Consider the following 14,836-nt stretch of genomic DNA (forward strand, 5'->3'; position numbering starts at 1 on the left):
CAGCAGTCTTGCCATGCGCATGTTCTCCACACTGGGTGTCTTTTTCTCCACCATGGCGGTGGCCGGCGCCGCCGCCGCGGCCGATCCTGCGGTCACCGGGACCATCCTGCTCGGCCAGGTCGCGCCGTTCAGCGGCCCGTCGGTCAAGCTGGCCGAGGAATACAACCTGGGCGCACGGACCTACTTCCAGGCGCTCAACGAGCGCGGCGGCGTCAACGGCCATCGCGTCGAGCTGCGCACCCGCGACGATCGCTACGACCCCGCCGAGACCGCCCGCCAGGCCAAGGCGCTGATCGAGCAGGACGACGTGTTCGCGCTGTTCGGCACCGTCGGCACCGGCACGACGCTGGCGGCCGTGCCGGTCGCCACCGCGGCGGGCGTGCCGCTGTTCGCGCCGTCCACCGGCGCCGAGGCGCTGCGCACGCCGCTGAACCGGCAGATCTTCCATGTGCGCGCCGGCTATAACCAGGAGGCCGATTACATCGTCGAGCAGCTCTCGACCAGCGGCCTGCGCAGCGTCGCGGTGCTCCATCAGGACGACGCCTTCGGCAAGGCGGCGCTGGAGTCGGTGACACGCGCGCTGACGCAGCGCGGCGTGAAGAACGTGGGCATGGCCGCCGTCGAGCGCGACGCCACCGAGGTGGCCGACGTCGCCCGCAAGCTGGCCGCCGGTCATCCGCAGGCGGTGATCCTGATCGCCTCCTACACCTCGAGCGCCGCCCTCATCAAGACGATGAAGAAGCAGGGCTACGCCGGCCAGTTCGTCGCGACCTCCTACGTCGGCGGCAAGTCGCTGGCCGATGAGCTCGGCGGCGAGGGCAGCGGCGTGTGGATCTCCGAGGTCGTGCCCTTCCCCTGGGGTGAAGGCACCGCGCTGCAGCGCGAGTACAACCAGGCGCTGCAGCGCGCCGGCGTGCCGCACCGCAGCTTCGGGTCGATGGAGGGCTTCCTGGCCGCCAAGGTCTTCACCGAAGGACTGCGCCGCGCCGGCAAGGAACCGAACCGCGCCCGGCTCATCGCCGCCCTCGAGTCGATGCAGGGCTGGGACGCGGGCGGCTACCGGATCTCCTACTCGCCCACCGACCACGCCGGCACCCATCGGGTTGAGATGACAATGATCGGCCCCGGAGGCAAGTTCGTGCATTGACGATGACACCCAGCATATCCAGCGACCGCCCCTGCCCGCGCCCTGCGCGGGCGGCTCTTTTCCCGCGATCCGCCTCGCATCCCCGCGGACCCGCCGCGCGCGACCGGGGGGCTTGGCGGTGAGCCCCGCCGCCAAGACCCGCGTGGTGATCGCGGACGATCATGCGCTGGTGCGCGAGGGTCTGCGCAAGGTCCTGGAGCTCGATGACAGCATCGAGCTGGCCGGCGAGGCCGCCAACGCCGACGAGGTGATGGCCCGCCTGGCGCAGGGCGGCGTCGACCTGCTGCTGCTGGACCTGCTGATGCCGGGCTGCACCGATGTCGAGCTGATCCAGCGCATCCATGCCGCCCATGCCGAGCTGCCGGTGCTGGTGCTGACCATGCATGCCGATCCGCACATCGCGCGCCGCGCGCTGGAGGCCGGCGCGGGCGGCTACCTGACCAAGGACATCTCCACCGAGCTGCTGATCGACGCCATGCACCACGTGGCCGCCGGCCGCAGCTACGTCGACCCCTCGCTCAGCGCCGCGCTGATCCGCCAGGAACCGAAAGCGCCGGAGCCGCTGGAATCGCTGTCCCCGCGCGAGCGCCAGGTGCTGGTCGCGCTGGTGCGCGGCCAGTCGCTGGTGGACATCGCCGCCGCGCTCCAGGTCGCGCCGAACACGGTGAGCACCTACAAGACCCGCCTCATGGACAAGCTGGACCAGGCCTCCCTGAGCGACCTGGTGCGATACGCCGTGCGCCATGGCATCGTCGACTGAGCACGCGACCGGGCTCGCCCCGGTCGTGTCGCCGGCGCGGCGCCTGCTCGACCTGCTCCCCTCAAGCGGCCCACCCGCCGCCTCGCGCCGGGCGCGTCTCCCGCTCCTCGCTGTCGTCGCCTCCCTCGCCCTGGCGCTGCTGGCGGTGCTTTTGCCCCTGCCCGCGCGCGCCGAGCGCATCGTGCTGGCCTCCTACCAGGAGCGCGAGGGCCTGCAGAACCTCACCCCCACCTGCCTCACGCAGGACCGGCGCGCGGTGCTGTGGATCTGCACCGAGAACGGCCTGTTCCGTTTCGACGGCTTCCGGGTCCATCGCGAGCCGCTGCCGGCCGCCGTCGGCAACGGCATCTGGGGCGGCCGTGTCGACGGGCTCGGCCGGCTCTGGCTGACCACCGACCAGGGGCTGTTCCTGCGGCGCCCGTCGAGCGACGCGGCACGCCCGGAGGGCGGCGAGGCCGCGGACTGGGTGGAGATCCGGCGCGCCGACGGCCAGCCGCTGGACGTGGCCTTCGACGGCCAGTTCGACGTCGACGAGCGCGGCGTGCTGGTGGCGGTCGATCGCGACCATCGGTTCTGGACGGCCACGGTCAGCGATGCCGGACCGTCCACGGTCCGCGCCGAGCCCCTCCCCGTGGCTGCCCTCGACCGCCCGCCGGCGGCCGGCTACGTCGAGACGATCCCGCTGCGGCGGCTTGGCGACCGCCTCTGGTTCGGCTGCGGCGACGGCCTGTGCGCCTGGGACCGACGCCAGGCGGCGGTGACGCTGTGGTCCGCCGCGCAGGGCCTGCCGCCGGAAACCTGGGCGACGCTGCTGGTCGGCCGGGACGGTAGCCTGTGGGCGCGCGGTCGCAGCCACCTGGCCCGCCTGGCGCCCGGCGCCCAGCGCTTCGAGACCGTCGAGGCGCCGATGGTGAACCAGGAATGGGAGGCCAGCAGTCCCCTCATCGAGGATCCCCGCGGTGGCATCCTGATGGCCGCGGCGACCGGGATCGCCCGCTGGGACGGCCGGGCCTGGCAGACCTGGTCCCGCGACGACGGCCTGCCCGACTCGGCCGTGCGCAGCCTGCTGGTGGACCGCGACGGCGCGCTGTGGCTGGGCGCGTCCGGCCAGGGTTTCCATCGCTGGATCGGCTACGGCGACGTGGACCACTGGAGCCGGGCCTCGGGCCTGCCGTCCGACGTCGTCTTCCGCCTGCTGCAGGACCGCAGTGGCCGTCACTGGGCCATCACCCGGGAGGGCCTGGCCTGGTTCGACGCCGCGGCCCGCCGCTTCCAGCCGCTGCCCCCTTCCGCCGCCACGGCGCCCCGCGTTGCCGGCATCGTGGCGGGCGCGGCCATCGATGCCGCGGGCGACCTCTGGTGGCTGGACCGCGGCCAGCTCAACACCATCAAGGCGGGCGGTACGACGGCCCGCCGCGTGCTCACCGAGCCTGCGCTGCTGGGCCTGCTGGCCGGGCATGGCGGAAAGCTCTACGTCACGAGCCGCTCGCGGATCGAGCGGCTGATCCCCCAGCCCCGGGGCGGCGTGAAGCGCGAGCCGGTCGCCGCCGACCTGCCCGGCGGCGAGCCGGCCATCTCGGTCTTCAGCGACGGCACGACGGACTGGTTCATCAACGTCCGGTGGCAGGTCTTCCGCGCGCAAGGCGACGCCTGGGTGCCGCTGCGCGACGAGCAGGACCGGGTGCTCACGGCCTACACCGCGACGGTGGCGGACGGCGCGCTGTGGGCGTCGGACGACCGGGGCGTGGCCACCTACACCTTGTCCGGCGACCGCGCGCAGTTGCAGCGGCGTATCCCCAAGGCGTCCTTCGGCGGGGCCGATCCGATGTGGGTGGTCCGCGGTCCGGGGCACGAGATCTGGCTGGGCACCGGACGGGGTGTCTTCCGCCTCGGCCCGCAGGGCGAGTGGCTGGGGCTGCTGGACCGCGACAGCGGCCTGGTGTGGAACGACGTCAATGACGACAGCTTCCTGCTGGACGCCGCCGGCGACGCCTGGATCGGCACCAGCGGCGGCGCGACGCGGGTGCGCCGGCGGCCGCCGCCGCCGGGCCCGCCCGCCGTGTTGCGGGTGGACCGGCTGGAATTCGGCACCCACCAGTTCAGCGGGCCGCCGACCGCGCCGGTGCCCTGGACCGACCGCCAACTGCGCATCACGCTGGGCACGCCGACGCTCTCGCTGCCGCGCGACCGCCGCATCGAATACCGGCTGTCGCCGCAGGCGCCATGGCGCACGGTCGAGGGCGCGTCCATCGACGTCGGCGCCATGGACGAGGGCCGGCATGTGCTGACGCTGCGCGCCGCCGGCCGCGTGCCGCTGGAGCCACCGGGGCCGGAGCTGGTGCTGCCCTTCACCATCGCGCCCCCGTGGTGGAACTCGCCCGGCATGCGGCTGACCTACCTCGCGCTGCTCGGCGCGCTCTGGTGGGCGCTGACGCTGTGGACGCAGCGCCGCGCGCGGGCGCGCCGGCGCACGCTCGAACGGGCCATCGACGAGCGCACGGCCGAGCTGCAGGCCTCGCGCGAGGCGCTGCACCGGCTGAGCGAGCACAACGCGCTGGCGCTCGAGCAGGAGCGCACCCGGGTGTCCCGCGAGCTGCACGACGAGCTGGGCCAGCAGCTGGCGGCGCTGCGCCTGGAGATCGCCGTCATGCGCGCGCGCGCCGCACGGGCCACCGCCTCGATCGACGCCGGCCAGTTGGACCTGCTGCATGAGCGGGTCGACCGGCTCGTCGCCGCCGTGCGCGCGGTGGTCTCGCAACTGCGTCCGCCGGCGCTCGATGGCGGCCTGGAAGCGGCCTTCCGCTGGCTCGGCACCGAGTTCAGCCGCGACACCGGCCTGCCCTGCGACGTGGCCGTCGCGGCGGGCGCCGGCCAGCTGGGCTCCGAGGCCGCCACACAGCTGTTCCGCGTCGCGCAGGAATCGCTCAACAACGTGCGCCGTCATGCCGACGCGACCCGGGCGGCCCTGTCGCTGTCCTTCGACGACGGCCTGTGGATCCTCACGGTGCGCGACGACGGTCGCGGCTTCGACCCCGGTGGCCGGCCCGCCGGCTACGGCGTGATGGGCATGCATGAGCGGGCCCGCCTGCTGGGCGGGACGCTGTCGATCCACAGCGCACCCGGTCAGGGCACGGTGGTCGAACTGCGCGTCGTGCCCGGCACGCCCGCGGCGCCACCGTCCCCCTACGGTACGTAGTTGTTCGACTACACGAAGTGGCAAAAGTGCGGATTCCTGCACAGGTTTTTCATTGCATCGTCCTGTAGAGTTTCACCTACACGCTCGCAGTAGCTCTTCAGGATCCCACGATGTTCATTGCCGTGCCACCGCGTCATGCGGCTTTCCTCCCGACGGGCCTTGATGCGGACAGCCGCGCGGAACCCCCTCTTCGACCCTCGGTGCCCTTCTCCGACGCCAGCTGGCGTTTCGGTGAATGCATGGTTCGGCCGGCCTGTCGTGACATCGTTGTCAGCGGCCAGTCGCGTCACCTGCAACCGCGCCCCTTCGACCTGCTGGTCCACCTGATCGAGCACCGCGACCGCGTGGTCAGCGCCGACGAGCTGCTGGACGTGGTCTGGGGCGAGCAGGATGTGCAGCCCGGCGCGCTGGCGATGGCGATCGCGCGGATCCGCGCGGTGCTGCAGGGGGCGCTGCCGCCCTCGGTCGAGATCATCCGCACCTACCACCGCGTCGGTTACCGCTTCGTCGCCGCACTGGAGTGAGCAGACCCGGCGCGAACCTCCCATGAGTTCCTTCCGTGTGGGCACGGACGCGCCCCGCCCCGCCGTCACGGCCCTGATCGAGGCCTTCCGACGCGACGGCCACCGCCATGCGCTGCTCGACCCGCTGGCGACGAGCTCGCGGGTGCGGCCGCCCCGCCCTGCCGACTTCGGCCTGGCGCCGGGCGATGCGCTGACCGGCGACGGCGGTTCGGTGATGGGCGCGACCGATGTCGAAGCGCTGTTCGCCCGGCTGCGGGCGATCTACTGCGACACCTTGACGCTGGACGCCTCGGCCGTGCGCAGCGCCGAGCGACGCGACTGGCTGCAGCGCCGGATGGAGTCGGACCGGCCGGTGCTGACCGGTCCGGAGGCGGCCACGCTGCTGCGCCGCCTGGCCAATGCGCAGGCCTGGGAACGGCATGTCGCGCGCCTGCATCCGCAGGCCAAGCGCTTCTCGCTCGAAGGCTGCGAGGCGCTGCTGCCGCTGCTCGAGCAGGTGCTGGAGACGGCGGCCGCGCAGGGCGTGGACCAGGTCTTCATGGGCATGCCGCATCGCGGGCGCGTCAACCTGCTCGCCACCCTGCTGGGGCATCCGGTCGCCGAGCTGCTGGACCACTTCGCGACCGAGCCGGTCCATCCGGAACGCCAGCGCGAGCTGGTCCACCAGCTGGGCGGCGACTATTGGCTGCACACCCCGCGAGGCGAATTGCGGGTCGCGCTCGCGAGCAACGCGTCCCACCTGCAGAGCGTCTATCCGGTGGTGCTCGGCCGGACCCGCGCGGCGCGCAGCGCCGACGGCCCGGGGCGTGAGCGCAGCATCGCCGTCGTGCTGCATGGCGACGCCGCCTTCGCGGGCCAGGGCGTGGTGATGGAGACGCTGGCGCTCGGCCTGCGGCCGGGTTACGAGGTCGGCGGCGTGCTGCACATCGTCATCAACAACCAGCTGGGCTTCACCGAACCCAACCGGATGGACCCGATGGCCGGGCGCTTCTGCACCGATCCGGTCCGGATGATCGATGCGCCGGTGCTGCGCGTCGGCGCCGACGATCCCGAGGCGGTGCTGCAGGCCGCGCGCCTGGCGGTGGACTATCGCGCCCGCTTCGCGGCCGACGTGGTGCTGGACCTGGTGGGTTATCGGCGCCACGGCAATTCCGAGCACGACGTGCCCGCGCTGACCAGCCCCGCCCTGTATCGACGCCTGGCGCGTCGCGCCAGCGTGACCGCGCTCTACGCCGACCGGCTGGTGGCCGATGGCCGCTTGTCGGTCGCCGAGGGACGCGCCTTGGCGGCCACCGGCGACCGCTTCGATCCCGACGCGGCGCCGGGCCGGCCGGTTCGCGACCTTCCCGCCGCGATGGCCCGGCCGCTCGGCCACGACGCGACCGCGCACGCCGTGCGGGAAACCGAACGGACCGGGAGCGTCGCCGCGCCCTCGCCCGTGGACGGCGAGCCCACGGCCGCGCTGACGACGGCCGCCGTGCGCTTCGCCCTGACGCTGCTGACGACGCCGCCGCCGCGCTTCGAGCCGCATCCGATGCTGGCCGCGCTGCTGGTGCGTCGACGCGCCCTCGCGGCGGACGAGCACCTGGGCGTCGACTGGTGCACGGCCGAGGCGCTCGCCTGTGCGACGGCCTTGCGCGCCGGCGTGTCGCTGCGCCTGTCCGGGCTGGACGTGCAACGGGGCACCTTCATGCATCGGCACGCGGTCTGGCACAACCAGGCCGACACCGCGCCGTCGAGCTGGACACCGCTCGCACCCGCGGCGCGACGCGGCGCGCGGCTGGAGATCCACAACTCCCTGCTGTCCGAGGAGGCGGTGCTCGGCTTCGAGTACGGCCACAGCGTGCAGGCCCGCGACACGCTGACCGTGTGGGAAGCGCAGTTCGGCGACTTCGTCAACGGGGCGCAGATCTTCCTGGACCACTACATCAGCTGCGGCGAGGAGAAATGGGGCCTGCCCAGCGGCCTCACGCTGCTGCTGCCGCATGGGCACGAGGGCGCGGGGCCGGAGCAGTCCAACGCCTTCTTGGGCCGCATGCTGCAGCTGTGCGGCGCGGACAACCTGCGCGTCGCCTGCCCGTCGACCTCGGCCCAGTACGCGCACCTGCTGCTGGACCAGGCGATGACGCCGCGGCGCAAGCCGCTGATCGTGCTCACGCCCAAGACCCGTTTGATGAGCGACGCGCGCAGCCAGACGCCGGTCCGGATGCTCGCCGACGGTCGCTTCGAGCCCGTGCTGGACGAGGTCGCGGCCGATCCGGCCGTCGTGCGGCGCGTCGTGCTGTGCAGCGGCAAGCTGCATTACGAGTTGCGCGACGGACGGGACGCGATGTCGGTGTACGCCCCCGAGCGGGCGGCCGAGATTGCGCTGGTGCGCGTCGAGCGGCTCTACCCGTTCCCGAGCGATGAACTGGGCGCCGTGCTGCGGCGTTATCCGGGCCTGGAGATCGCGGTCTGGGCGCAGGAGGAAACCCGGCACCAAGGCGCGTGGCATTTCGTGCGCGACGAGTTGTCGGCGCTGCTGCCGGCCGGCGTGACGCTGCGCGAGGTCTCGCGGGCGCCCTCCGCGGCGGGGGCGACCGCGTCGGCCGTGTTGCACCGCGAGCAGCAGGCGGACCTGGTGCGGCAGGCCCTGGATGGCTGATTCCGCCGCACTTGCGTAAGAATGCGACGTCACGTCTGCAGGCCCGCCCATGAACAAGCACGTTCCGCGCGTTCCGCATCGAAGTGCCCCGCCGGCTCCGCTGCCAGCCCCGTTGCCGGTGGCCTGCGCCGCGGCGATCCTGCTGGCGGGCGCGGCCCTGGCGCCGTCCGCGGCGGCCGCGCCGGGCGGCGGCCAGGTGACCGCGGGCAACGGCCGCATCGTCCAGGGCAACGGCACCACCACCATCACGCAGCAATCGCCCCGGCTGGCGATCGACTGGACCAGCTTCGGCATCGCCGCCGGCGAATCGGTCCGCTTCATCCAGCCCGGCCCCGGCGCGATCGCGCTGAACCGCGTCACCGGTCGTGAACCCAGCAGCATCCTGGGCGAGCTCAGCGCCAACGGCACCGTGTTCCTGCTCAATCCGAACGGCGTGCTCTTCGGCCGCGGCGCGCGGGTCGACGTCGGCAGCCTGGTCGCCAGCACGCTGCAGCTGAGCAATGCGGACTTCGAGGCCGGGCGTCATGCGTTCTCCGGCGACAGCGCCGCGAGCGTCGTCAACCGCGGCGCGATCCAGGCGGGCGCCGGCGGCAAGCTGGCGCTGATCGCCGCCAAGGTCGAGAACGCGGGCACGCTGAACGCGGACGGCGGCAGCGTGCTGCTCGCGGGCGCGTCCGCGGTCTCGCTGACGCTGGCCGATGGCCGGCCGCTGGGCTACACCATCAGCCGCGGCGCGGCCCAGGCGCTGGCCGCCAACGGCGGGCTGATCGTCGCCGATGGGGGCCATGTCGTGCTCACCGCCAAGGGGCTGGACGGGCTGGCCGAGTCGGTCGTCAACGCGTCGGGCGTCGTGCAGGCCAGGACGGTGCGCCAGGACCGCGGCGTGATCGAGTTGATCGCCGACCCGGCCACCGGCGTCGCGCGGGTCGAGGGGCGACTCGACGCCAGCGCGCCGGAGGCCGGCGGGGTCGGCGGCACGATCCGCGTGCTGGGCGACAAGGTCGGCGTCTTCGACGGCGCGCGGCTGGACGCCCGCGGCGCCGGCGGTGGCGGCCAGGTGCTGGTCGGCGGCAACTTCCAGGGCGCGGGACCGTCGCCGAATGCGACCGCCGCCTATGTCGCGCCCACGGCCGCCATCGACGCGAGCGCCACCACGCGGGGCGACGGCGGCGAGATCGTCGTCTGGGGCACCGAGGTCGCGAACGTCTTCGGCCGACTGAAGTCCGTCGGCGGACCGCAAGGCGGCGCCGGCGGTCGCATCGAGACCTCCGGCCATGTGCTGGACACCACCGGCATCGATGTCGAAGTCTCCAGCGGCGGCCTGTGGCTGCTGGACCCGTACAACGTCACCATCTCCACCGGCACGCAGACCGGGGGCGGCTTCTCCGGTGGGATCTGGACGCCGAGCGCGAGCGGCTCGCTGGTCAGCGTCAACAGCATCCAGACGCTGCTCAACAGCGGCAGCAACGTCACCATCCGCACCGTCGGCGCGGGCGCGCAGGAAGGCAACATCGCGATCAACGGCAACATCGCCAAGACCGCGGGCGGCGCCGCCACGCTCAGCCTGGTGGCCGATGGCCGGATCACGACCAATGCCAGCGCGGGCACGCATCGCACGATCACCAGCACCAGCGGCGCGCTGAACGTGTCGATGAGCGCGGCGGCGACCACCACCACCTCGGGCAACAGCCCGATCAGCCTGCGCTTCCTGGACATCAACGCCAACGGCGGCAACATCACGGTCACCGCCAACCGCGCCTCGGCGGCCACGGCCGCGGCGGTGGACCTGAGCACCAACGTCTGGACCACCGCCGGCGCGGGCAGCATCTCGATCACCGGGACGCAGGCCGGCAGCGGCAACGGGATCGGCGTCTGGCTGCGCTCGAACAGCTTCAGCACCGCCGCCGGGTCGATCTCGGTGAACGGCACCAGCGGCGGCATCGCGACGGTCACCGGCACGAACGCCAATGGCGCGCCGCTGTTCTCGACCGGCAACATCGGCGTCTACCTCAACGGGGGCAACACCCTGAGCAGCAGTGGCGGCGGCGCGATCACCCTGGCCGGGACCGCGACCGGCAACACGGCCACCTGGTCCGGCAGCGCGGTCACGCTCGGCGCGCTGGACGCGCTGTCGACCGCCGGGGCGCTGACGATCACCGGCACCGCCTCCAATCCGTCGGCGAGCACCTACCGGAACCAGCAATCCACGGTGGCGCTGATCGGCAGCAGTTCGAACGCGGTCACGCTGACGGGCGGGTCGGTGACGATCAACGGCACGAACACGACGGTCGGCGGCGCCGCCAGCACCAGCAATGGGAACGCGGCGGTGAAGCTCGACGGCAAGGTCGACATCACCGCGTCGACCGGCGCGCTGCACATCGCGGGCAGCAACGCGGGGGGCGACGGCGTCTGGGGATCCGGCACCGCCGCCGTCCGGCTCAGCGCGCCGGCGGCGATCCCGATCCAGATCTCCGCGCAGGCGCTGGACACGGTCAGCGGCTACACCGGCTTCTACATCGGCGGCCCGGCGACGCTGTCGGTGCTGACGCTGGCGCCCTTGCAGATCAGCGCCGAGAGCCAGGTCGCCACGCGGCGCGCGCTGTGGAACAAGGGCGGGCTGATCGTGCCCGGCGCGCTGAGCATCACCACGGCCGCCGGCATGGTGGCCGACGACACCACCTTCGGCGGCTACTTCCACATCGGTGGCGCGACCTCGATGACCGCGGCCGGCGCGGGCAACACGGTGAGCCTGGTCAACGCCGGCAATGCCTTCTCGGGCGCGGTCGCGGTGACGGCGGCGGACACGACCTTGCGCAACAGCGCGGCGCTGACCTTCGGGGCGTCCAGCATCAGCGGCGCACTGACGGTCACGGCGCCCGGGATCTCGCAGAGCGGCGCGGTCTCGGTCTCCGGCGCGAGCACGCTGAACAGCGGCAGCTCGGCCATCACGCTGGCCAATGGCGCCAACGCGTTCGGCGGCGCGATGAGCCTCACCGCCGGCAATGCGACGATGGCCGCGAATGCGCCGCTGACGTTTGGCGCATCGACGCTGGCCGGCTCGTTGACTGCGAGCGCGCCCGGGCTGCTGCAGACGGGTGCGCTCTCGGTCGCAGGCACGACCGCGTTCAACAGCGGCGCGTCGGCGATCGCGCTGGCCAACAGCGGCAACGTGTTCACCGGCGCCGTGAGCCTCACCAGCGGCGACGCAACGATCAACTCCAGCACGGCGCTGCTCCTCGCGGCCTCGACCTTGAGCGGTGGCCTCACTGCCACCGCACCGGGCATCTCGCAGAGCGGCGTCCTCTCCATCGCCGGCCCGAGCGCGCTCAACAGCGGCAGCTCGGCCATCACGCTCGCCAACGCCGCCAACGTGTTTGGCGGCGCGATGAGTCTTACCGCTGGCAATGCGACGATGGCCGCGAATGCGCCGCTGACGTTTGGAGCGTCGACGCTGACCGGCTCGTTGACTGCGAGCGCGCCCGGGCTGTTGCAGACAGGCGCGCTTTCGGTCGCAGGCACGAGCGCGCTCAATAGCGGCAGCTCGGCCATCACGCTGACCAACGGCGCCAACGCGTTCGGCGGCGCGATGAGCCTCACCGCTGGCGATGCGACGGTGGCAGCGAATGCGCCGCTGACGTTTGGAGCGTCGACGCTGACCGGCTCGCTGAACGCGACCGCGCCCGGCCTGCTGCAGACGGGCGCGCTTTCGGTCGCCGGCACGGCGACGTTCAATAGCGGCACATCGGTGATCACGCTCGCCAACAGCGGCAACGTATTCACCGGTGCTGTGAGCCTCATCGGCGGCGATGTGACGATCGGCTCAAGCACGCCGCTGCTGCTCGCGGCCTCAACCTTGAGCGGCGGCATCAGCGCCACCGCGCCGGGCATCTCTCAGAGCGGCGTCCTCTCCATCGCCGGCCCGAGCGCGCTCAACAGCGGCAGCTCGGCCATCTCGCTGGCCAACAGTGCCAACGCGTTTGGCGGCGCGATGAGCCTCACGGCTGGCAATGCGACGTTGGCGGCGAATGCGCCCCTGACGTTTGGAGCGACGACGCTGACCGGCTCACTGAACGCGAGCGCGCCCGGGCTGCTGCAGACGGGCGCGCTCTCGGTCGCAGGCACGACGACGCTCAACAGCGGCACGTCGACCATCACGCTGGCCAACACCGGCAACGTGTTCACCGGCGCCGTGAGCCTCATCGGCGGCGATGCGACGATCAGTTCAAGCACGCCGCTGCTGCTCGCGGCCTCGACATTGAGCGGTGGCCTCAACGCCACCGCGTCGGGCATCTCGCAGAGCGGCGTCCTCTCCATCGCCGGCCCGAGCGCGCTCAACAGCGGCAGCTCGGCCATCACGCTGGTCAACGGCGGCAACGCGTTTGGCGGCGCGATGAGTCTCACGGCTGGCAGTGCGACGGTGGCCGCCAATGCGCCGCTGACCTTTGGAGCATCGACGCTGACCGGCTCGTTGACTGCGAGTGCGCCCGGGCTGCTGCAGACGGGCGCACTCTCAGTCGCAGGCACGACCGCGCTCAACAGCGGCAGCTCGGCTATCACGCTCGTCAACGGCGCCAACGTGTTTGGTGGCGCGATGAGTCTCACGGGCGGCGATGCGACGTTGGCCGCCAACGCGCCTCTCACGTTTGGAGCGTCGACGCTGACCGGCTCGCTGATCGCGAGCGCGCCGGGTCTGCTTCAAACGGGCGCCTTGTCGGTCGCGGGTCCGTCCACGCTCGACAGCGGCACTTCGGCCGTCACGCTCGCCAACGTCGGCAACACCTTCGGCGGCGCGCTGAGCCTCACCGGCGGCGACGCGACGATCGTGGCCCACACGCCGCTGACCTTCGCCGCATCGACGCTCAGCGGCTCGCTGACGGCCAGCGCGCCCGGGCTGCAGCAGACCGGAGCGCTGTCGGTCGCCGGGACTTCGACGCTGAGCAGCGGCACCTCGGCGATCACGCTGGCCGACGCCGGCAACGTGTTCACTGGCGCCGTGAGCCTCACCAGCGGCGACGTGCTGCTCAACACCAGCGTCCCGCTGGCCTTCGCGCCCTCGTCCGCGGGCGGCGCGCTGCGCGTGAACGCCCCAGGCATCCAGCAGGTCGGCGCCGTCTCGGTGACCGGTCCCGCCACGCTGGACGCCGGTGGCGCCAACATCGCCCTGCCCCGCCCGGACAACCACTTCGGCGGCACGCTGAGCCTGACCGCCGCCGACGCCAGCGTTGCCGCCGCCGGACCCCTGGTCGTCGGCGCTTCGGCTGTGAGCGGCAACCTGGACCTGACCGCGTCCGGTGTCTCGCAGCTGGGCGCGCTGGCGGTGGGCGGCACCACGACGCTGAATGCCGGCGGCGGGGCCGTCACGCTGCAGGACCCGCTCAATGCCCTGCACACGCTGCGCGTCGTCGACGCCGGCAACCTTGCCGTCGTGAACGGCCAGGCGATGACCGTCGATGGCGTCGGTGCCACGGGGAATGTCTCGTTGAGGACGACCGCCGGCGACCTGACCGCCTCCGGGACCTGGCGCGTCACCGGTGGCGACCTCCTCCTGTCGGCCGGCGCCACTCGCGCGCGCGGTGATGCGGCCGGTGGCGACGTGATCAGCACCGCCACGCTGAGCCTGGACCCCGGCCGCCTGCTCTCCGTCTACACCGGCAGCCTCGATGGGACCGGGCTGGCGGGCACGCTCGCCGAGCGCGCGCCCGACGGCAGCGGCAATTTCCGCTATGGCCGGCAGGCCGGCGACGCGCCCGGCGCGATCGGCATCGGCGACGGCAGCACCTACGTCCTGTACCGCGAGCGCCCCTCGCTCACGGTCACGCCCACCGACGGCGCCAACACCAAGGTCTACGACGGCGGCCTGAGCGATCCCGGCATCGCCTACACGGTGGCGGGCCAGCGGCACGGCGACAGCGCCGCGATGATCCTCACCGGCAGCCTGGACCGCGCGCCCGGCCAGGACCGCGGCCGCTACGCGGTCCAGCCGGGCACGCTGGCCGACCGCCTCGGCTACCTCGTCACCGTGACGCCCGGGCACAGCTACGAGATCAAGCCCGCGCCGCTGCTGGTTTCGGTCACGGACGCCAGTCGGCTCATCGGCCGGCCCGACCCGGCGTTCTCGGTGACCTATGCCGGCCTGGTCGCCGGCCAGACGGCCGCGACCAGCGACCTGTCCGGCACGCTGCGCTACCTCACCGGCGCGACGGCATCGTCCCCGCCCGGACGCTACGAGGTGTCGGCCACGGGCCTGTCCAGCCGCAACTACGACATCCGCTATGCGCCGGGCGTCCTGACCGTCTTCCCGGCCAGCGCCGGCCTGATCGCGACCGGCTCGGAGCAGGCCGCGTCGCGTTACCTCTCGGCGCTCGCCGACCTGTTCTGGAAGGCCCGGACCATGACCTCCGCACCGCTGGACCACCTGGAACCGGCGACGGTGGGCATCGGCCGCTGGTGGACCGGGACGCTCTCGGTCGAGACCCGCGATCTGCCGCCGGAGTCGGTGCGATAGAGTCGGCGGGTCCGACGACGAACCCCTCATGATCCGCCGCCCGCGCGACACACCCCCAGC

The 14,836-nt window shown here is 72.7% G+C and carries 6 protein-coding genes; all 6 read left to right on the forward strand.

All coding sequences use genetic code 11. From position 1 onward, the window contains the following. The first annotated feature begins 13 nt into the window (after nt 1-13). The 6 genes from FHT37_RS06665 to FHT37_RS06690 all read left to right on the forward strand — a co-directional run bounded on the left by FHT37_RS06665 (nt 14) and on the right by FHT37_RS06690 (nt 14,776). The gene (locus tag FHT37_RS06665) at nt 14-1,147 is read left to right on the forward strand and encodes an ABC transporter substrate-binding protein (protein WP_091724681.1); all 1,134 of its coding nucleotides are present in this window, start codon (nt 14-16) and stop codon (nt 1,145-1,147) included. Between the two features lie 118 nt (nt 1,148-1,265). Further along, nucleotides 1,266-1,907 (forward strand): response regulator transcription factor, encoded by a 642-nt coding sequence (locus tag FHT37_RS06670; RefSeq protein ID WP_141225288.1) that lies wholly within the window; start codon nt 1,266-1,268, stop codon nt 1,905-1,907. Continuing rightward, complete coding sequence (locus tag FHT37_RS06675) at nt 1,891-5,103, forward strand: histidine kinase (RefSeq protein WP_183479656.1); 3,213 nt, start codon at nt 1,891-1,893, stop codon at nt 5,101-5,103. The genes FHT37_RS06670 and FHT37_RS06675 overlap by 17 nt, the downstream gene beginning before the upstream one ends. A 200-nt stretch (nt 5,104-5,303) precedes the next feature. Continuing rightward, nucleotides 5,304-5,627, forward strand: coding sequence for a winged helix-turn-helix domain-containing protein (locus tag FHT37_RS06680; RefSeq protein ID WP_175538274.1), 324 nt, complete (start codon nt 5,304-5,306; stop codon nt 5,625-5,627). Between the two features lie 22 nt (nt 5,628-5,649). After that, nucleotides 5,650-8,271, forward strand: a complete 2,622-nt coding sequence (locus FHT37_RS06685; RefSeq protein ID WP_183479658.1) for a 2-oxoglutarate dehydrogenase E1 component — start codon at nt 5,650-5,652, stop codon at nt 8,269-8,271. 49 nt (nt 8,272-8,320) lie between these two features. Continuing rightward, the gene (locus FHT37_RS06690) at nt 8,321-14,776 is read left to right on the forward strand and encodes a filamentous hemagglutinin N-terminal domain-containing protein (RefSeq protein ID WP_183479660.1); all 6,456 of its coding nucleotides are present in this window, start codon (nt 8,321-8,323) and stop codon (nt 14,774-14,776) included. Nucleotides 14,777-14,836 lie beyond the last annotated feature (60 nt).

The sequence above is a fragment of the Mitsuaria sp. BK037 genome, assembly GCF_014193045.1.
Classification (GTDB): domain Bacteria; phylum Pseudomonadota; class Gammaproteobacteria; order Burkholderiales; family Burkholderiaceae_C; genus Roseateles.